Source organism: Parabacteroides goldsteinii (genome assembly GCF_020091425.1).
Taxonomy (GTDB): Bacteria; Bacteroidota; Bacteroidia; order Bacteroidales; family Tannerellaceae; genus Parabacteroides; species Parabacteroides goldsteinii.
Genome location: NZ_CP081906.1, coordinates 1,939,076 through 1,957,699, shown reverse-complemented (window position 1 = coordinate 1,957,699; position 18,624 = coordinate 1,939,076). Strand labels below are relative to the sequence as shown.

Below are 18,624 nucleotides of genomic sequence, written 5' to 3'. Positions count from 1 at the left end.
AGTGTAATGTGTTGAAAAACAACGATTACACGGATAGCGTCAGTCCCAACTCTCTTTCTTATAAAAGAAAGAGATTCTGACGAAATGTTAAAACGGCGCTTTTGATGTAGTAAATTAATGATAAAAGGATGGCAAGTATAGGACAAAAATTAGAAACGAAAGGAGTTATTATGACACTCTTATCACTGGTATTAATAAGCACAGGTTGCGAAGACAAAATCGACTCTCCGACGGTAAATCCGTCGGAAGGAAAGACGGTGGAAGTAACGCTCAATCTCGGTATTGCCGACGAAGAAGACGGGGCAGGAGCAACCGCTTCGCCGACCAGTAAGGCAGGTAGCAACAGCCGTTCGGCTTTGGAGGCCGTTCCTGTTTATGGTATGCAGACCAAATCAGGAACAGATATTCCTGACAAACTCTACAATCTGGAAATCTGGCAATATGATGGAAGTGGAAAGCAGATTGGCGGTAAAGCACTAGGTAACGTCACTGTCGGTTCAACTTTTACAGCTAGCCTGAAGCAGGCAACCGGATGCAAACTTTTGCTTGTCACCCGGGGGGCTTCCGCCGATTTCGAATCACTATCCGGTAAAACATTATCTGAAGTGCAGAACATGACAGTGAAAGCGAAGGAAAGCAATATCAATGCCATTGCGCCCAATGCTATCGGTAACAGTCTGGCCAATATGACTTATTACCTCTATTTGGAAAACGTCAATATCACCTCCGCCGGTAAAATCGAAAGTCCGGCAGGCCAAGACGTCCGCCTGTTGCTCAAACGGCTGGCCACAAAAGTAGAATTAAACTGGACTTTTGCCTCGGACATGACTCAAAAAGGCTATACCCTGAAAGAAGTCAAACTCTGTCAGGTTCCTGCCCATTACCGCTTGATCCCTCGAACAGAAGAGACCAAATGGGGCAACGTCTATCCGAGCTCCGTTGCCGAGTTTGTCGATGTTTACCGCTTGACAGGAACAGAACTGGATAATGCCAACAGCGCGAAGACCGTTTGGATTCCCGCCAATGCCCGCGGCATATCTTCCTATTCCAATTCCCCTTATTACCGTAATAAGACGAACGCCAACCCAGCAGCCACTTATGCCGAGTTTGTGGTAGACAACAGCGAAAAGAAAGAACGCCTCTACTACCGTGTCTATTTAGGCGGCAACGAAACCGACGATTTCAACCTACTGGAAAATACCAACTATCATTGGACAGTCAATATCAATAAGGCCGACTATGTCAACGACCCACGCATCCAGTTGCTCGACCAGACACCGGTAAAAAGCACCAACGAACAACCGACTTCCAACTGCTTCATGATGCTTCCGGGTACGAACATCTGCTTTAATCCCTATAAACATGAAGCGGGAGTGAATGGGTGGAATACCGAACTGACAACCGATGGTTCGATCAAGGATGGAAAAGAAATTAAAAAGGTGAAAATACTCTGGCAAAACAAAGATGCCGGAACCAGTGGTGAACTGGTAATGGGTTATCCGATAAGTGAGAGTGACCACAGTAATCTGGTGAAACTCACGAATGGAGATATTGCGAAAGATGCACGTATCCATCTGAAAGTACCCGTTACCAACGGAGGAAACGCTTTGATAGCCGCATATGGTACGGATGACAAAATCGCTCTCTGGAGCTGGCATATATGGGTTTCAGATTACGTGCCGGCATTACTTGGGAGTTTTACTGCTGGTGATGCTACTAGCCGGACCAAGGCTATCGAAGCAGCTCAGAATACCACCCGGGGCGGAATAGTACATACTTATCAAGGTGCCAGCTGGACACAAGAGTCGGGTGCTTTCTATAAAAAAGTCATCATGGATCGTAACCTGGGTGCTATCCGTGCTGTCCCGGCATTGGAAAGTGATCTGGAGTCGGCCCGTACGTATGGCGTTCTTTACCAATGGGGGCGTAAAGATCCGATGCCAGGTTCGGCCGATGGCTCTTATGAAGAAGCCAATACGATCTTCAATGCTGACGGATATACGATACCGTTAGGCAAGGAAGATGGAGGAAGTCTGGCGAATTCTATTGCCAACCCATCTACTTTTTATCGTAAGATGTATTTAGAGAATGGATTATGGGGACCGTCAACGAAGACGATCTATGATCCTTGTCCGAAAGGGTGGAAAGTGCCGGATTTCTACAACGCTACAAATTACACAATGTTTGATGGCTTTGCTTTTGGCAGTAATCTGGCGTTGGTGAACAATAAAAAATGGCTTACATCTCCGATAGCTGAGTCAGCTGCGGTGATAAAGGCAACCAACGGGCTTTTATACTTATATCCAGGAGAAACGTATGCGGACTATTCTTGTAAATCTGTCTGGTTTCCGATGTATTGGATGAGAGAGGCTGGAACAGGCCTGTTGAGAACAAGTGCCGCTTGTTTTGTGATGTATTCTGCGCATGAATCATCGAAAACAACATACGTTTACTATACGGAAATCAAAGCGCATGGCGCTTTTCTTCTGACAAATGATGATAAAGCAGTTAAAGCTTACGGCATGTCTGTTCGCTGCATTCAAGAGAAATAAATTAGACTCCGGCTCTATGCCGGACTAAATAAACAACATTAGTATTAACAATTAAACATGAAACATCATGGAAGATTACAACAAAGAGTATTACTGGGAATTTTATCTGCGTGATAACCCATTGACAAAAGACAATACAAAAGACTGTATTGCCGAAGTGAAAACCGGTCCGAAAACCCTGACCAAAGAAGATACGGCCCGGGAAATCAAGCGCACCGGCTCCGAGCTGAAGTTGCCGACCATTCTTTCGGTAACGTCGCAGGACAGTGATATCATTCTCGAAGCCCTGTTGAACGGCGATAGCGTGACAACGGACCTTTGCCAGTTCTCCCCGCGTATCCTGGGTGCTTTCGAGAACTTGGATGCCCAGTTCGACCCGGCTATCCACAAACTGACATTCGACATCGTTCCGACGAAGAAACTTCGCGATGCCTTGAAAAACGTAAAAGTGATCAACATGGGCACAAAAGCCGACATGGCCCGTATCAGGCTTGTTACCGATACCCTGACCGGCCTGTTCGACGGATCGATTACGGCAAGCGAAGATATTATGATTACGGGCAATAACATCAAAATAACAGGCGACGAGGCTGTGGTAGGCGTTTTCTTCGTTGCTGGCGACGGCACAACGACCAAAGTGACCCGCCGTCTCACCCAGAACGACCCCAGCAAGGTGATCGCCCGTGTTCCGGCGTTGGCCAACGGCAGCTATACATTGCGTATCGTCACACAGTTCAGCCAAAGCAGTACGACTTTGAAAGAAGCACGTACCCTGGAATATCCAACGAAACTGGTGGTAGGCGACTCCGGCGGCGGAGATCGTCCTGAAATCGAATGATTTGCAGGGTGGGTCGATGTAGTGTTGCATCGACACCAAGTGCAGCGTTGCATCGACATCGAGTGTAACGTTGTACTTACACCCAGTGCAACACGGCATCGACTGTCGATGCAAAAACAAGCGTTCTTTGACATGATGAGACTGATAAAGAAAAGAAATAATGTGCCAATTAGCTAATGTGCCAATGTGCCAATTTTGATAAATCTCAAACTATTTACTATATCCATTGGTATATGCAACATTAGCATATTATTCTTATCTTTGTGTTCGTGCTTAAAAACAACAGAGACATGGAAACAACACCGATCAGAAAACTCCCGGTAGGGATACAGGATTTTACCTCTTTGAGGGAAGACGGATATCTATATGTAGATAAGACTGCATTGGTTTACAAAATGGTAACGACCGGCAAACCTTATTTTCTGAGCCGCCCGCGCCGTTTCGGTAAAAGCCTGCTGCTTTCCACGCTCGAAGCTTATTTCCTCGGACGGAAAGACCTGTTCAAGGGACTGGCTATCGAACAACTGGAGAAAGAATGGAAAGTGTATCCGGTGCTTCATCTGAGTCTCAATGCGAAATTCTACGAAACGAAAGAGAGTTTGGAACAAATACTGGATGATCACCTGGTTGCTTGGGAAGATAAATATGAAATCACAAAAAAGAAGGAATCAACTAATTACGAAGGTCGTTTCATGCAAATTATCCAACAAGCCTGTGAGAAAACAGGGGAGAAGGTTGTCGTTCTGATTGACGAATACGACAAACCTCTGTTACGTACATTATTTAATGATGACCTGCACAACGTTTACCGCGAAATGCTGACCGGCTTTTACACCGTCCTGAAAGATGCTGACCGCTACCTGCGTTTTGTATTTATCACCGGAGTGACAAAGTTCTCGCAACTGGGTATTTTCAGTAACCTGAACCAACTGATAGATATCAGTATGGCTCCCGATTATGCAACGGTTTGCGGTATGACAAAGGTAGAAATCGAACGCGACTTTCAACCCGAACTGGCTGCCCTTGCCGCCATGAACAAGCTGACATACGAACAAACAGTAAATGAACTGACGAAACGTTACGACGGCTATCATTTCTCGGAGTTCCGGACAGAGGGTATCTTTAACCCTTTCAGTGTATTGAATGCATTACTACAGAAACGTTTCAGCAGCTATTGGTTTGCTACGGGAACACCTACGATGCTGGTTGATATGCTGAAAAAGACAGACTACGATCTGCGCCAACTGGACGGCATAGAAGTGCCGGCAGCTGCACTGACCGACTACCGGGCGGATTTTCAGAACCCGGTGCCGATCATTTATCAGAGTGGGTATCTGACGATCAAAGATTATGATTCAGAATTCAACTTTTTCCGTCTTGGCTATCCGAATGCCGAAGTGGAATATGGATGGTTAAACTTTATCACACCGTATTATACGTCTTTATCGGAAGCGAATGCTCCGTTTTATATCGGTAAGTTCAGCCAGGAGTTGCGTGCCGGTGATGTCGATGCATTTATGGAACGGCTGCGTGCTTTCTTTGCAGACATTCCCTATGAACTGAACGACCGGACCGAACAGCATTACCAGATAATCTTCTATCTGGTCTTCAAACTGTTGGGGCAATATATAGAAGCCGAAGTTCGCAGTGCCCGAGGGCGTGCGGATGCAGTGGTAAAAACAACCGACTACATCTACGTATTCGAATTCAAACTGGACGGTTCGGTAGACAAAGCCCTCCAACAGATCGACGACAAAGGCTATCTGATCCCATACACAGTCGATGGCCGCCAGTTAGTCAAAGTCGGCGCCGACTTCAACAAAGAAGACCGCAATATCGGTGAATGGAAAGCCGTTTTCTGTTGATAGGCGGGGTTCGCGGCAGGTGAAAATATAGAAATAAATGAGCTATCCCGTTCCCGTGCCCGACACGGGATCGCAAAGGCACAAACCGTATCCTATATGTATGGTTCACCGATAGGATCGGGTGACTATGTAGTCAATGAGGCCGGTACTGCTGTGGCTGCCGATGATATAGGCTTGACTCTTTACCGCGGAGAATATGATATTTACCTGGTATCCTATAATAGTCAGGATTTTTATCCAACAGCTAATGGAGCAAAGAATCTGATCGAAGTATCCAACGGCAAAGATTTTATGTATTCAAACCTCAAAGGCATCTCTGTCCAACCGACATCGGCTGGCGAAAACATGATGTCGGTTACCTTGCCTGAACCGTTTACACGGCTTTGCTCGAATGTGGTCATAAAGGTACAAGCGAATCGTACCCAACCGGTTTCCGTATCAACATTAGCTGTTTCATCAGTAAATATTACTAAGCTCTCCTGTAATTTATCCTATCAGATGGGGGAAACGGTCTGGTACAATGGTGAAACTGTTCCACAAACAGGTACTGCCGGATTGGGTGAGACAGACTTCTCTAATGGCAACAATGATAATGTACAAGCCGGTCGTGAAAATACAACGCCTTTAGTGATACTGCCATTGATAGGAACCGATCCGTTGGAGTTCGAACTCAATCTGAATATAGGTTATATGAAAAATGGTAAACTTACACATAAAATATTCCCCTACAGGCCAAAGGTATATAAATCATTCCTTCCGGGAATGACATACGAGTTCGAATTCACGTTGACATTCTTCGGAGACCAGGAACCGACAGACCTTTCACTGGCTATTCTGGAATATACGACTGTAAAATTTTCGACAGACGAAGTCGGCAAATAATAAAAAGGAGGAAAAGAAATGAAAAAGATAGAAGGAAAAGGGATATTATCCCTGTTATTCTTTTGCATATGTTTCTGCGGCTGCGAAAAAGATGGCTTGCAGGAAAAAACAAGGCAGTTATATATTCAGTTAAGCATGCCGGAGTCTATCCATGTGGAAACAAAAGGAACAGGTGACACGAAGCCTGTTTTAGGCGGTGTAGAAGTACAAAATATATGGATCGTTCAGTTTAAGGTAAACGACGATGATAATAAAAGTACCGGTAGTTGTCTAAAAGCGCTTTATGTTCCTCAGTCCGGCATCTCTAAATCCACAGACGAGAATCAGGATGGCCTGATTGTCAATCTAAAAACGGGAGGAGATACGGATATAAGCAAATTTACAGCAGACGCCTCTTTTATGTGATTGCGAACGGAAGCAGGGCTATGTTGACAAATGAAGGAAGTGATGATGCTATGTATTCGCTGACAGCAGAAGAGTTGGCAAAGATAACTGAAAGCGACCTAAAAGCAAAGACTGTGCCTATAGGAACTTCGGGAAAACCATTTGTGACAACATCTCCCAAACTACTAACATCCGAACCATTTTATTATACCCCGACGAACGAAGGTGTGATAAAAGTGAGGGCGCAGATGTTCAGGACTTTTGCTAAAATAAAAGTGAATATCACATCTGTCTCTCCCGGCCTTTTTGCGTTGGATGAAACAAGTGGCGATGCAACCGTTAAAATATATAACCTTCCTCAAAATATGGCAACCTATAGGGCAGCAGGGACAAATGAAAAAACTTATCCTACCACCGTCGATGTAGTCAAAGGTGCCTTTAACATGACGGTCGACCAGATAACATCTCCAAACCAGACCGTTTCTAGAGAGTTCTATATGGCCGAAAACCTCCGTGGCATCGGCAAATCTGCCACCCAGCAGGGAAAGAATCAGAAAGAAAATGGTCCGGGAAGTGAGTCCGACAAGTTAGCCGGATGTACTTATATTGAACTGGCCGGTATTTACAAATATGATCCATCACATACCGACGGTGTAAAAGTGAAATATACTTTTTACCTGGGAGGAAACTTCACGAACGACTATAACATAGCCCGCGATTATTCTTATGACATTACATTCAGGATTGCCGGTCCCAACAGTGCCGACGTGCGTGTAGAGATCACCGATGGGAATGTGGCTATTTTTGATGAAGTAGATGTAATAAAAAATATCATTGTTGATTTTTAAGTTATGAATAAGATTGAATTTGCTAAAAGAATTGCTACCCGTTTATCTATCTCACAGAGAGAAGCTCTAACGTTTATCGGTACTTACGAAAATATACTTGCGGATGCCCTTATTGATGAAGGGATGATGGTCAGTCAGGGGTTCGGAACCTTCACATTATGGTCGCAAAGCGAACGGCCGGGACGGAATCCCAAAACAGGCATACCGGTAACCATTCCATCGCGTAACAGTGTAAAATTCAAACCGGGCAAAGGCTTGCTCGAATATCTGAATAGTAAAGGAAAACGTAAAGATTGAAGTCTACATTAGAGAGGCTGCAAAAGTAGAGGAGGTATACCAAAGTTCACTGCCCTGTCATCCCGGATCAAGTCCGCCATGACAAAACAAGGTTATGGCATACCTCCTTTGACACTTTTATATTATCAACTTGTTGCAAACATCAGCAACCGCGTTGCCAGCGACGTCAGTACATTCTTCCATCTGCTACCAGAAGAAGGCTGGGGTTGCCGGACTACAACAGGAGGGGTTGATACTGGGGCAGGGGGCGCGGGTACGGGTTCGGAAGGTTCCTGAAGTTGTTTTTTCCGGCTACCACGAACCAGATGATCCAGCATATCTTCGGAGGCCTTATCCATCTTTGATTTGGATAACTGCCCCAGATATATTTGTGTCGTTTGCAGAGACATATGACCGAGCGACTGGCTGATAACCCCTATCTCCGAACCCGACTCCAGCATCAGCGACGCCCAACTATGGCGCATCACATAAGTGGTCAGGGGATAAGGAAGGTTCAGTCTGTCACCGATCTCTTTCAGATACTCGTTCACACGATGTAAAGACGATTGAGCCGTCAATACACCTTTCCCAACCAGCTTTTCGTGCAGGAACGGGAATACCCAGCGAGAATCTTTCCGTTTGTACAACTGCATGATATGGTGCATTTCCGAAGTGATCTTTACCTGTAGGACAGCCTGTGTCTTGCTACGGTTATATTGGATATATCCGTAATGCACATTGTCCTGTTCCAGTTTATAGGCATCTACGAAACACATGCCGCGGGCATAGAAAAGAAAAAGGGAAAGATGAAGAGCCTCTAGTTGCTCCGGTCTGTCAGACAGATCGAGACGGGCCAGCCTCTTGATGTCACGCTCGGGAAGAGCCCGTTTACGGGTGGAAGGGACTGTGATATGCAATCCCGCAAAAGGATTTCCGGCAGGATCATGATAATGCAGATCTTTTTTTATATTATTATAGATCGCTTTCAGATTGCGCAGGTAAAAGTCCTGGCTGCCGGGACTAAGTTCATCATTTCTTGATTTCTTATCCTGCAACAGCCACATGACAAATTCCTGTACCAACCCTGCCGTCAGGTCTGCAATAGTCAGTTCCCTTACTTTACGACCTTTGTAGGCCACAAACTTGTTCCATGCACTTCGGTAATTGGCAGCGGTCCTGTCCCTGCCTGCTTGTATCTTCCGCTCGATCAGGCGATTTACGCAATCGCGTAACGGAGGATAAATCTGCTTAAATTCTATATCCATCATAATTGTTGATTTAGTTCGGCAAAAATGCAAGTAAATTCAATAAAATGTCCGGTATATAGAAACAAAAAGAAAACAAGATAGTTTGACTATCAAGCCGAATTGAATGAAAAAGGATCTGAAAATATCCTTATTATGGTAACTTTTTACTCGTGCAGCGCTTCAATCAACAGAGTGATATTGGCTGTAAACAACCTGACGGATATAGCCAACAGGATAATGCCGAAAAACTTACGGATGATATAGATACCGCCTTTTCCCAGCAGATGTTCCACCTGCTTAGTCATACGCACCACAAAATATACCCATAGCATATTCAGTATCAAAGCGACTACAATATTGATACTGGCATATTCTGCCCTCAATGAAAGCAGGGTTGTAAACGAACCGGCACCGGCCAGCAAGGGGAAGACCAGAGGCACCAGTGTGGCTTCCTTGATCGGTCCGTTATTCTTGAATATCTCGATATCCAGTATCATCTCCAACGACAGCAGGAAAATAACAAATGCCCCCGCCACAGCAAACGATTCGATATCCACATGGAATAGTTTCAAGAGAAAATCGCCAGCATAAAAGAAGCCGATCATCAGGATAAAAGATATAACCGTTGCTTTTAAAGCATTCACGTCTTTTCCTTTTTCCTTCAGATTGATGATAATGGGGATGGAACCAATAATGTCGATTACGGCAAACAGTACGATGAAAGCACTTATCATCTGTTGAAAATTAAAATCTGCGAACATATCCGGTCCTCCATTTAAAGTTATTATCCGTGAAGGTACTAATTTTCAATAAGAACACGTATCTTTGAATCCGATATTAACAAAAAAATTATGGGCATAGTAATTGGTATAGACGTAGGAGGGAGCACTACCAAAATAGTGGGGATCGACGATAAGGAGATCCGGAATCCCATGTTTGTCAAGGCAACCGACCCGGTAACATCGCTGTTCGGTGCTTTCGGCAAGTATTTATATGAGAATGATATTCCCCTTTCCGACATAGAGAAAGTGATGCTCACCGGTGTGGGCAGTGCATACATCAATCAGCCGCTCTATGGTTTGCCTACAGCCAAAACAGATGAATTTCTGGCTAACGGACTCGGGGCGCAGTATCTGACGCAGCTGGATAAGCTGATCGTTGTCAGTATGGGGACAGGGACTTCGTTTGTAAAAGTGGACGGTCCGCTGATCGAACATATCGGCGGTATAGGGATCGGTGGGGGTACCATACTGGGGTTATCCCGCCTGCTACTTAAAACGCAGGATTTTCACCAGATTGTCAAGCTGGCCCTGAAAGGAGATATAACGACTATAAACCTGCAAATCCAGGATATCTGTAATATACCTTTGCCCGGACTGCCTCTGGATGCGACAGCCTCTACTTTCGGAAAGGCGGGAGCCAATTCATCGCAGGAAGACGTAGCGTTGGGTATTATTTACATGGTACTTCAATGCATCGGGCAATCAGTGATCCTTGCTGCACTGAACAGCGACATACATGATTACGTCCTGATCGGGAATCTGACGAAATTGCCGCAATGTGAAAGTATTTTTCCCCGGCTGGAAGAAATGTACGGGGGGCATTTTCTGATACCGGAATATGCAGAATACCGGACGGCGATCGGTGCGGCACTGACCTATATTAATAACCGGCAACATCAGGAGATAAAATAGCCGGATAATAAAAAAGCGTCAGCAGGCATATGAACCTTACTGACGCTTTTGATGATATATTATCCAAAGTATAGTCCTTGTTGTATTCCGTTGCTTACCAATATCTGCCCGTTTTTACGTTGTATGTAAATTTTGTTTTCTCTGGCCAGCCATCCGATTGCTAAGGTGGTATCTTCGTGGCTCAGGTCAATCCGTCTGCTCAGTTCTGGTATTGTCAACTCTCTTCCTTCATTCAGCACATGCCAGACTTTGCCGGCATTTTCTCCGATCTTCTCTAGTTCCATAATTATAATTTTATTAGATAATACATGTCCTCTTTCTAGAATAAAACAAAAGAGAACTCTTTCGGTTCTTTTTTTCTTTCTTTGTTTAAACTTTTGCAAAGTACATAGATTTGAACGGAACGATCAATACCTATTATTGGGTTTCTATGTCCTGTTTTTGCGATTATTGGTGTAGAAAACTCAAATATGCTATCTTTGAAAATCATTTATCAGGACAATATGGAGGCAAACATACAAATATTTGACATTCCCACGGATTTTATTGCAGGCGACAATATCACCGGAGACATGCTGAATCGCTACGTGCGCTTTTCATGTAAAATGAAAGCAGTGCTTTTTGCATTTTGTGTAGAAGGTTCTGTCCATGCTACAATCAATCTGTCTGAATACACAATCAAAAAAGATGATTTTATCACATTAACGCCGGACAGTTTCGTCCAGCTCAATGACGTTTCTCCGGATGCTCATTTCTTCTACGCCTGCTTTTCGCAGGATTTCATGGAGAATAATAACCTGGTCTTAACAACCGTACGGTTACTTCCTATACTGGCTGAGAATCCGGTCATCTGTTTATCGGAAGATCTTTCACAGTTATATCAGGATATCTTCAAACCGTTGATCCATGCTTATTCATTGCCTTGTACGCTGGAGAATAAGGAGATCATTAAATCCGTTTTCACTATTTTTATGCAAGGTACGGCCGAATTGTATAAGAATCACGGCAAGTGGAAAAGCGCATTGCATTCACGCAGTAAAGTGATGTGCCGTGAGTTTATCAAACTGGTCATGTCGAATTATACGAAACAACGGAGCGTTGCTTTTTATGCGGAACATCTGGGTGTTACCGTTTCCCATTTTTGTTCGACCATAAAAAAGGAAACAGGAAAGACGGCGCTCGAAATAATAACCGCCATTGTTATGATGGACATTAAAGCACAGCTGAAATCAACGGAACTTCCGATCAAGGAGATTGCCTTTTCGCTGGGATTCAACAATATGTCGTTCTTCAATAGATATTTCAAAAGGCATACCGGCATGACACCACAGGAGTACCGCAACAGTTAAACTGTAACTTTTTTCACTGCGATTTCAGTAACCGGAGAAAATCATCTTTATAGCTGGAGGATATTTCTATCTCCGTATTATCTTCCAGCACGATGTAACCGCCGGAGTTTTTGTGGTATGACCTGACACAATGGAGATTGATTATATGTGATTTGTGTACACGGACAAACGGGAACGGCAATATCTCGCTGAAATATTTCAGAAAACGGCAGACCATCTTCTTGCTTTTATCTTTCAAATAGATGTCGGTGAAATTTCCGTTTCCCTGCAACCGGATGATATCTTCCATCTTTATCACTTCAAATCCTTCGAGAGTAGGGAGGATCACCTGGCGCTTTTCCGGTTTCGGCTCGCGCATATTTTCAATCAGAATCTGATTGCGATTGAATATCTCCCGGTTGACGATGTGTTGCTGTACCTTATTTACGGCAAGGATCAGTTCTTCGATGCTGACCGGTTTCAGCAGATAGTAAGCTGCACTCTGGTTCAACGCCCGGAGCGAATATTCAGAAAAAGCGGTGACAAATATGGTTTCGAAATACAGGTCTTTACATCCTTCCAATACGTCGAATGCATTGCCGTAGGGCATTTCCACATCCAGAAACACCAATTGCGGTTCCAGTTCATGGAGTAAAGGGACGGCCGATTTACAGTCGTGGGCTTCTCCGACCACTTCGATGACCGGACAGTATTTTGCCAGATAATTCTTCAATGCCTCACGGGCAGCCGATTCATCTTCAACGATGACGCTTCTTATTTTCTGTAGCATTTCCATATTCAGAGTCTTCCGTTTTATATATCGTTCAGACAAAGATACTATTTTAAGCCATAAAAAAATCCCCTGTTCCGGACAATTATACCGAAACAGGGGATTCTGAATTTTATCTATGGCAAGTTCTTAGAACTTAGACATATTCAGGTCTTTATCAACCAGTATGCCATCGATGGCCTTCAGGTTGAACTTGACTTTGCGTTTTGCTTTCAGCTTCAGGATGAACAGGTCGGTTGTACCTTCCAAGACTTCCTTGTCACCGAGATTAACGAAAGTAGGATACAAGGCCTTCTGACCATTTGTATGCAGACGGTCGTAAGTAAGGTTCTCCATGACTTTCAGGTTTAACGGCTCTATGCCGACAAATTCGTAATCCTGCTGGTCGTACGGCAAAGCGAAACTCAATGCGTTAACCGCTTTGAGGTCTGTACCTGTTACCTTGACTTCCACGATCTCGTCTTTGTTGTAGGACTGTTTAGGTGCGCTGATCCCGATCGTTCCGGCTACTTTTGCAGTATCCTGTTCTTCGATGCCGCCATCCAGTTGAGTGGCAACGACGGATATATCGTAAGCATCGATCAGGTCGTTCTGATTGATATCGCCGGCACTTACATAATCGAAGTCGCTGTCACCTTTACGCAGACCTGTGTAGTTCATGTAAGAAGTCAGGTCATTGCTGTCGATCTTCTTGTCGTTATTGATATCGCCCGGCAGGTAACTTTCTGTTCCCGGTACCTTGAAGACGTACAATTCGCGGCCTGAACCGTAATTGCCGACACCTTCCGTCACATTCAGTTTGATGTAGCGGGCTTTCGGTTTATCCTTGAATTCGAATATCTTCACATCACCGTTGCGTTCGAACTTGAAGGAATCGACCGGTATCCAGTTTTCTTTATCCATACTGTAAGAGACGAAACCTCTCAGCATTGTTCCGTTACCGCCGTCCTGACGTGACAGATAATGGAATTTATCCAGCTGGTTAACCGTGCGCAGGTCAATGATCATATCGAACGGTATAGCATTCTTGCGGTATTTCGTATGGAACATGTCTCCCAGTTCAGCAAAGTCGAACAAACGGAAGATTTCGAAACCACCCTGCTCTTCGGCAGTTACTTCACCCCGGATTCCCTTGATGGCAAACTCGAGCGGGTTCGATTTCGTCTTCACATTAAAGGAAGACCAATCGGAATAACCGTCTTTATTTACAGAACGGATCTTGAAGGCATAATCAGTTTCGGCTTCCAGCCCGTCGAACAACAATTCTGTATTTCTGATAGTCGTGTACAGCATATTGTTGAATTCAATTTCGTAGAAGTCAGCACCTGCCACTTTATTCCAGGTCGGTTTCAATGAATAGGCTTCCAGGTTTTCATCTGTAACCTGTGCAACAGGAGCGGCCAGTGTACCGGTCGAAACACGGTGGCTGTTACCCATATCGAATTTGTAACCCTCAAAGCTGATGCTTGTTTCGTTCGCTGTGATATCCGCAGAAGCGAGCTTTACCAATAACTGCGGGTTCTTAGTGATCGTTACCTTTTCAAACTCGCTTCCTTTCGTTGCAAACTTGTTCAGGTTGGGTGTTGCATCATAGAAATAAACGTTTTCACCTTTCAGGAATTCGTCCATCGAACGGGCTTCCGTCAGCTTTACCTTGTTTTTACCAACTTTGGCAGCCACTTTTTTCGGCATTTCGGAAACATTGATACGGAGTTCGGTTGCTTTATCTTTTACGAAACCGTCAAAGCTGCCTACTGCCGGCCGGATTGTAATCGTTACATTATTCTTACTGCCTACTTCCGATTCGATCCGGGTCGTTACACCTTCACCTTTCAAATAGGCTTGTGTCGTGCCATCGTCGTCATATTCAGTAAACGAACTGTTACCGTCCGGATAAATTTCATAAACGCGCAGGTTCTTATTGATCTCGGTAACATTATTATTAGGGTTAGTCATCGGAATGATGGCGCCGCTCTTTACAAATACCGGCAACTTCCATAACGGAGAAGCAAAATTGTTGATAACGCAGTTGCCTTCATATTTCTCTCCGGTAAAATAGTCTACCCAGATTCCTTCCGGCAGATAAATGCCGTCGCGTATATCGTTACCTTTTTCATCTGCCTGTGTTTCCTGATAGATAGGGGCAACCAGGAAATACGGTCCGTACATGAACTGATATTCGGTTGCTTTACCATAAGTATACTGATTCGGGTATTCCAGGAACATGGCACGGATCATCGGCTTACCGTCTACTGCTTCCTTTGCAATGCTGTAGGCATAAGGCATCAACTCCGATTTCATTTTCAGATACCAGCGGTTGATAGATGTTGCCGGTTCGCCAAGGGCATGCGGATATTTCTCATTGGCACCCCAACCGTCCATATTCAACTGCATCGGCGTCCAGGTCTTCCACTGGAAATCGCGTGTGTTCATTGCCAGGTTCTTTCCGCCGAAGATACCATCCATGTCGGAAGTGATATTCGGTTGTCCGGATAATCCCGAACCGATATAAGTCGGGATATGGAAACGGATATATTCCCACTGGCCGCCTGTCTGGTCGCCCGACCAGATACCGGCATAACGTTGCGTACCGGCCCAACCGTCAAGGGAGATAATGAAAGGACGCGCATCGTTACCATAATAAGGCATGATATGACCTACGTCAGCCACACCGTTCAGTCCGAATGAATAACCGGTACCTACCCAAGCCACGTCGGTCTTCAAAACACGAACACCGGCATCGCGTACTTCTTTTACGATATCACGCTGTAACAAGGCACTGATTTCGGGTTTCGGATGCAAATCCGACTGTGTCCAAAGTCCGATTTCGACACCATTTTTATGAGCATAATCAGCCAGACTTTTCAGGTTCTGGATATTTCCGTCCAATGTTTCGGTCTGTCCGTATCCGGCACCGTAACCGTCGTTTGGCAATAACCAGCCGAACGGCATATCGTGGTTCTTGTAGCGGTCGATCACGGCACGGGCGGAGAACTGGTAATTGTTCTTTTCGCCGTTCAGGGATTCTTTTACACCGCCATTGTCTTTCTGGCTTTCCTTGTAACGTTTGCCGTCTTCAAAAAGGATACCTTTCTCGTCTTCCACCCAGTAGTCGCGGTTATAAGCATTCAGGTGTCCCTGATAGAAACCGAACTTCGGTAATAAAACCGGATTACCTGTCAGCTGATAGAAATCGTTCAACAGGGATACGGCACCGTCATTGACCATATAGAACGCATCCAGATAATCGGTATCATGTGACAATATTACTGTCCCTTTTTCGGCTGCACCGAAATCATATTTACCTTGTTTGAAGGTGTACCACATAAAGCCGTAGCCATTGGTAGACCAATAATAGGGGGCAGGCGAGGCAACGCCGCCATCGGTCCAGCTGTTCTGGTTTTCGATAGCGATCGCTTTTCCTTTATGCGAGAAGCGCCCGTTCTGTACACCACCGCCATAGAAGTATTCGCCGGGATTTTCCTTTAAGGTAAGGATTGTTTTTCCCTTATCATAAAGAACAGGTTTTACCTCCTCCAGGACAACTTTGTCTGTTGCCAGATTGGTCACCTTCAACAGGGAAGTGCTTTTATCCAGTTCCAGTCTGATCTCTTTGGTGCTGATAGAAATAGTCTTATTATCTTCTTTCAGCGTTAACGGAGATACCGGTTTTCTCGGGTTATTGACCAGGATCTGTGCTTCCGGTTTGGCCTCCGGGTCACGGATGATCCCTCCGTTGACGTCCTGAAATACTCTGAAGATGTTCTCTCCATAAAAGTCAAAGGCCATTCTCTGATTATCGGAGAACAGGAGTTCAACAGTCGTAGGATTGATCTGTTTCACACCGACAATTTTCTTATCCTGCTGTATTTCCATACATACATTGTCGGCTCTTTGTATGGCTTGCATGGATAAGGGTGAAAACAAGGGGAAGGCCAAAGCGAGTATGAGCACTTTCCTTTGTTTCATTTTTCTAATAGTGTCATTCATGTTGATGTTGTTTTAACGAATAAATGATTTAAGCAACAAACTTACAGGATATAATTATCATTAGCAAAAAATAATAAATATATCCTATAACAAAATTTCATGCGCAATCAGACAATAAGGGGGAATCTGAGCAGGACGATCACGCCTGTATCTTCATCATCTCCTTCCTTCTCAGTAATTTCGATCGTGATATGCATACTGTACAAGCTGTTCAATAGGTTGATACGCTCACGGGTATTAGTCAGGCCGCGTGAATGATGCTCTTTCTGGTGCCGGGTTTTAAGCTCGTTGCTTTTTTTCAGTCCGATCCCATTGTCTTCGATTTTAACACAAAGACTATTGCCTTCCGGCTTTACGGACAGTTTCAGCAGGCCACCGGACTCTTTATACCGTAAGCCATGCCAGATCGCATTTTCCAACTGGGGTTGTATCAGCATGTTAGGCACAGATATATGGTCGGTGTCAAGCGATTCATCCACATCTGTCTCGTAAACAAACTTATCGCTGAAACGCATGTGTTCCAGATCGAGGTATTCTTTCAATTGTTCGAGCTCCGTCGAGAGCGGCGTAAAGTCTTTATTGGAGTTTTCCATTATATTTCGCATCAGGCGGGAATAGGAGGAAAGATACTTATTCGCCTCCAACTCATTATTCTGGGCAATAAACTGATTCACACTATTCAGGCTGTTGAAGATGAAATGAGGATTCATCTCACGGCGCAACGACTGGAGGGCTATCTTTTTATTCTTCCGTCTGATGGAATACCAGGCTTTGACGATAAACACGAGAAAAATAAGGATCAGGACAATCGAGCCGATCAGTACATAGTTGAAGGTGTTTTTCTTTCTGATCAGTTCGTCTTTCAGGATACGTTCTTTCTCCAACTGGGCGATACGGGCTTCATGTGCCTGAAAGAATTTCTGGTCTATCAGTGTGCTGTCCGATTTAACCAGCGGTTCCAGTTTTTCCATAAAGTCTGCATATAAGTCCAAGGCTTTCCGTTGCTGGTTCTCTTTCCTGTATTGCTCGACCAGCTGTTCCAGGCTTTTCTTCGCCTCTATCGTATGGCCCTCCTTCAACGCCATATCATAGGATTGCTGAAGGGAGGCGAGAGCTTTTACCTGTTGGCTATCGGCGGCATATACTTTGGCAATTTCTCTTTGTACCTTGATGGTTTCTACCGGTTTGTCCTTCACTTCAGACAATATGCTGTTCAGGTTACCTATGGCGGCTTCCTTATTATCCATGACCAGGTTGACATTTGCCATCTGATGGAAGGCGGCGACCCGATCCTCCTGTTGTTCCGGTTTGTAGGAGGTGTTCAGTAATTCAATATTTCGCTGTATATAAGGAGATTGTGCAACTGGGTTTGAGATATTCTTTAACCGGTTCACATCATTCGTATTCAGTTCAATAAAATTAGTGTCCTGTGACAGGTGGGCGGCATTGCCATAACTTAAAATAGCCTCTTGTATCTTCCCTTGTATCTCCTGTATCCTTGCCATTTCACGGTCAACCCGTGCTATCTTTTCATTGTTTTTGATTTTGTAAAACAACTGGCGGGCACTGATAAGATAATTCATTGCTTTCTCGTATTCCCCCTGTATCATGAGTGTTTTTGCCAGTGCTTCATAATCCGTCGCAACCGAATAATCCGACTTTCCGCTTTCCAGTGACGTGGAGAGTTTCATCACTGCTTTTCTGGCACTGTTTTGATAGACAGGAGGAACGGAATCCTGTGCTGTCATTGTTATGCAGGGACCTGTTAGCAGCCATATTGTCAAATATATAATCAGTCTGTTCATATCATGTTTTATTGAGATTGTAAAGTAAATATAAGTAAAACATTTATATCCTATATTTCACCAACTCAAAACGCCGGTTCACACATTCTTCCCGGAATCTTAATTATTAACATTCTATTTTTGAG

Annotated in this window: 15 protein-coding genes; 9 read left to right on the top strand and 6 right to left on the bottom strand. The window is 44.5% G+C overall.

Annotation, left to right across the window (positions count from 1 at the left end; genetic code table 11):
* Positions 1-128 precede the first annotated feature (128 nt).
* The 7 genes from K6V26_RS09090 to K6V26_RS09060 all read left to right on the top strand — a co-directional run bounded on the left by K6V26_RS09090 (position 129) and on the right by K6V26_RS09060 (position 7,666).
* Positions 129-2,552, top strand: coding sequence for a DUF4906 domain-containing protein (locus K6V26_RS09090; protein ID WP_224265149.1), 2,424 nt, complete (start codon positions 129-131; stop codon positions 2,550-2,552).
* Between the two features lie 67 nt (positions 2,553-2,619).
* Complete coding sequence (locus tag K6V26_RS09085; protein ID WP_224265148.1) at positions 2,620-3,390, top strand: DUF4469 domain-containing protein; 771 nt, start codon at positions 2,620-2,622, stop codon at positions 3,388-3,390.
* Positions 3,391-3,680: 290 nt separating this feature from the next.
* The gene (locus tag K6V26_RS09080) at positions 3,681-5,255 is read left to right on the top strand and encodes an ATP-binding protein (protein WP_010803153.1); all 1,575 of its coding nucleotides are present in this window, start codon (positions 3,681-3,683) and stop codon (positions 5,253-5,255) included.
* Positions 5,256-5,351: 96 nt separating this feature from the next.
* Positions 5,352-6,137, top strand: coding sequence for a fimbrillin family protein (locus tag K6V26_RS09075; RefSeq protein ID WP_007656640.1), 786 nt, complete (start codon positions 5,352-5,354; stop codon positions 6,135-6,137).
* An 18-nt stretch (positions 6,138-6,155) separates the two neighbouring features.
* Positions 6,156-6,542, top strand: coding sequence for a hypothetical protein (locus K6V26_RS09070; RefSeq protein ID WP_224265147.1), 387 nt, complete (start codon positions 6,156-6,158; stop codon positions 6,540-6,542).
* 20 nt (positions 6,543-6,562) lie between these two features.
* Complete coding sequence (locus K6V26_RS09065) at positions 6,563-7,369, top strand: DUF4906 domain-containing protein (RefSeq protein WP_224265146.1); 807 nt, start codon at positions 6,563-6,565, stop codon at positions 7,367-7,369.
* Between the two features lie 3 nt (positions 7,370-7,372).
* Positions 7,373-7,666 carry an HU family DNA-binding protein gene (locus K6V26_RS09060; protein WP_046147085.1) on the top strand — a complete coding sequence of 98 codons (294 nt, stop codon included), beginning with the start codon at positions 7,373-7,375 and terminating at the stop codon, positions 7,664-7,666.
* A gap of 125 nt (positions 7,667-7,791) precedes the next feature.
* Here K6V26_RS09060 and K6V26_RS09055 read toward each other — a convergent pair whose 3' ends face one another.
* Together K6V26_RS09055 and K6V26_RS09050 are read right to left on the bottom strand one after the other, a co-directional pair.
* Positions 7,792-8,913 (bottom strand): tyrosine-type recombinase/integrase, encoded by a 1,122-nt coding sequence (locus tag K6V26_RS09055; RefSeq protein WP_224265145.1) that lies wholly within the window; start codon positions 8,911-8,913, stop codon positions 7,792-7,794.
* A 143-nt stretch (positions 8,914-9,056) separates the two neighbouring features.
* The gene (locus tag K6V26_RS09050) at positions 9,057-9,653 is read right to left on the bottom strand and encodes a MarC family protein (protein ID WP_007656636.1); all 597 of its coding nucleotides are present in this window, start codon (positions 9,651-9,653) and stop codon (positions 9,057-9,059) included.
* Positions 9,654-9,743: 90 nt separating this feature from the next.
* Here K6V26_RS09050 and coaW point away from each other — a divergent pair, with 90 nt between their 5' ends.
* Positions 9,744-10,586 (top strand): type II pantothenate kinase, encoded by an 843-nt coding sequence (gene coaW / locus K6V26_RS09045; protein ID WP_007656635.1) that lies wholly within the window; start codon positions 9,744-9,746, stop codon positions 10,584-10,586.
* Between the two features lie 59 nt (positions 10,587-10,645).
* Here the strand turns inward: coaW and K6V26_RS09040 are convergent, their stop codons facing one another.
* Complete coding sequence (locus tag K6V26_RS09040) at positions 10,646-10,870, bottom strand: winged helix-turn-helix domain-containing protein (RefSeq protein ID WP_007656634.1); 225 nt, start codon at positions 10,868-10,870, stop codon at positions 10,646-10,648.
* A 186-nt stretch (positions 10,871-11,056) separates the two neighbouring features.
* Between K6V26_RS09040 and K6V26_RS09035 the strand changes: the two genes are divergently transcribed.
* The gene (locus tag K6V26_RS09035; protein ID WP_007656633.1) at positions 11,057-11,935 is read left to right on the top strand and encodes a helix-turn-helix domain-containing protein; all 879 of its coding nucleotides are present in this window, start codon (positions 11,057-11,059) and stop codon (positions 11,933-11,935) included.
* 13 nt (positions 11,936-11,948) lie between these two features.
* Here the strand turns inward: K6V26_RS09035 and K6V26_RS09030 are convergent, their stop codons facing one another.
* The 3 genes from K6V26_RS09030 to K6V26_RS09020 form a co-directional block, all read right to left on the bottom strand.
* On the bottom strand, positions 11,949-12,710 hold the full coding sequence (locus tag K6V26_RS09030; RefSeq protein ID WP_007656631.1) for a LytR/AlgR family response regulator transcription factor: 762 nt from the start codon (positions 12,708-12,710) through the stop codon (positions 11,949-11,951).
* Between the two features lie 123 nt (positions 12,711-12,833).
* A complete protein-coding gene (locus K6V26_RS09025) occupies positions 12,834-16,694 on the bottom strand; it encodes a TIM-barrel domain-containing protein (RefSeq protein WP_224265144.1) in 3,861 nt (1,286 codons plus the stop codon).
* Between the two features lie 107 nt (positions 16,695-16,801).
* Entirely contained in the window at positions 16,802-18,499 is a 1,698-nt protein-coding gene (locus K6V26_RS09020; RefSeq protein ID WP_224265143.1) for a tetratricopeptide repeat-containing sensor histidine kinase, read from the bottom strand.
* Positions 18,500-18,624: the final 125 nt, after the last annotated feature.

Bases quoted from the DNA above. Each gene is read 5' to 3' on its own strand.
- K6V26_RS09055 (WP_224265145.1), bottom strand. From the start codon at position 8,913: ATGATGGATATAGAATTTAAGCAGATTTATCCTCCGTTACGCGATTGC.
- K6V26_RS09030 (WP_007656631.1), bottom strand. From the start codon at position 12,710: ATGGAAATGCTACAGAAAATAAGAAGCGTCATCGTTGAAGATGAATCG.
- K6V26_RS09060 (WP_046147085.1), top strand. From the start codon at position 7,373: ATGAATAAGATTGAATTTGCTAAAAGAATTGCTACCCGTTTATCTATC.
- K6V26_RS09040 (WP_007656634.1), bottom strand. From the start codon at position 10,870: ATGGAACTAGAGAAGATCGGAGAAAATGCCGGCAAAGTCTGGCATGTG.
- K6V26_RS09080 (WP_010803153.1), top strand. From the start codon at position 3,681: ATGGAAACAACACCGATCAGAAAACTCCCGGTAGGGATACAGGATTTT.
- K6V26_RS09075 (WP_007656640.1), top strand. From the start codon at position 5,352: ATGTATGGTTCACCGATAGGATCGGGTGACTATGTAGTCAATGAGGCC.
- coaW (WP_007656635.1), top strand. From the start codon at position 9,744: ATGGGCATAGTAATTGGTATAGACGTAGGAGGGAGCACTACCAAAATA.
- K6V26_RS09085 (WP_224265148.1), top strand. From the start codon at position 2,620: ATGGAAGATTACAACAAAGAGTATTACTGGGAATTTTATCTGCGTGAT.
- K6V26_RS09070 (WP_224265147.1), top strand. From the start codon at position 6,156: ATGAAAAAGATAGAAGGAAAAGGGATATTATCCCTGTTATTCTTTTGC.
- K6V26_RS09025 (WP_224265144.1), bottom strand. From the start codon at position 16,694: ATGAATGACACTATTAGAAAAATGAAACAAAGGAAAGTGCTCATACTC.
- K6V26_RS09035 (WP_007656633.1), top strand. From the start codon at position 11,057: ATGCTATCTTTGAAAATCATTTATCAGGACAATATGGAGGCAAACATA.
- K6V26_RS09065 (WP_224265146.1), top strand. From the start codon at position 6,563: ATGTTGACAAATGAAGGAAGTGATGATGCTATGTATTCGCTGACAGCA.
- K6V26_RS09020 (WP_224265143.1), bottom strand. From the start codon at position 18,499: ATGAACAGACTGATTATATATTTGACAATATGGCTGCTAACAGGTCCC.
- K6V26_RS09090 (WP_224265149.1), top strand. From the start codon at position 129: ATGGCAAGTATAGGACAAAAATTAGAAACGAAAGGAGTTATTATGACA.
- K6V26_RS09050 (WP_007656636.1), bottom strand. From the start codon at position 9,653: ATGTTCGCAGATTTTAATTTTCAACAGATGATAAGTGCTTTCATCGTA.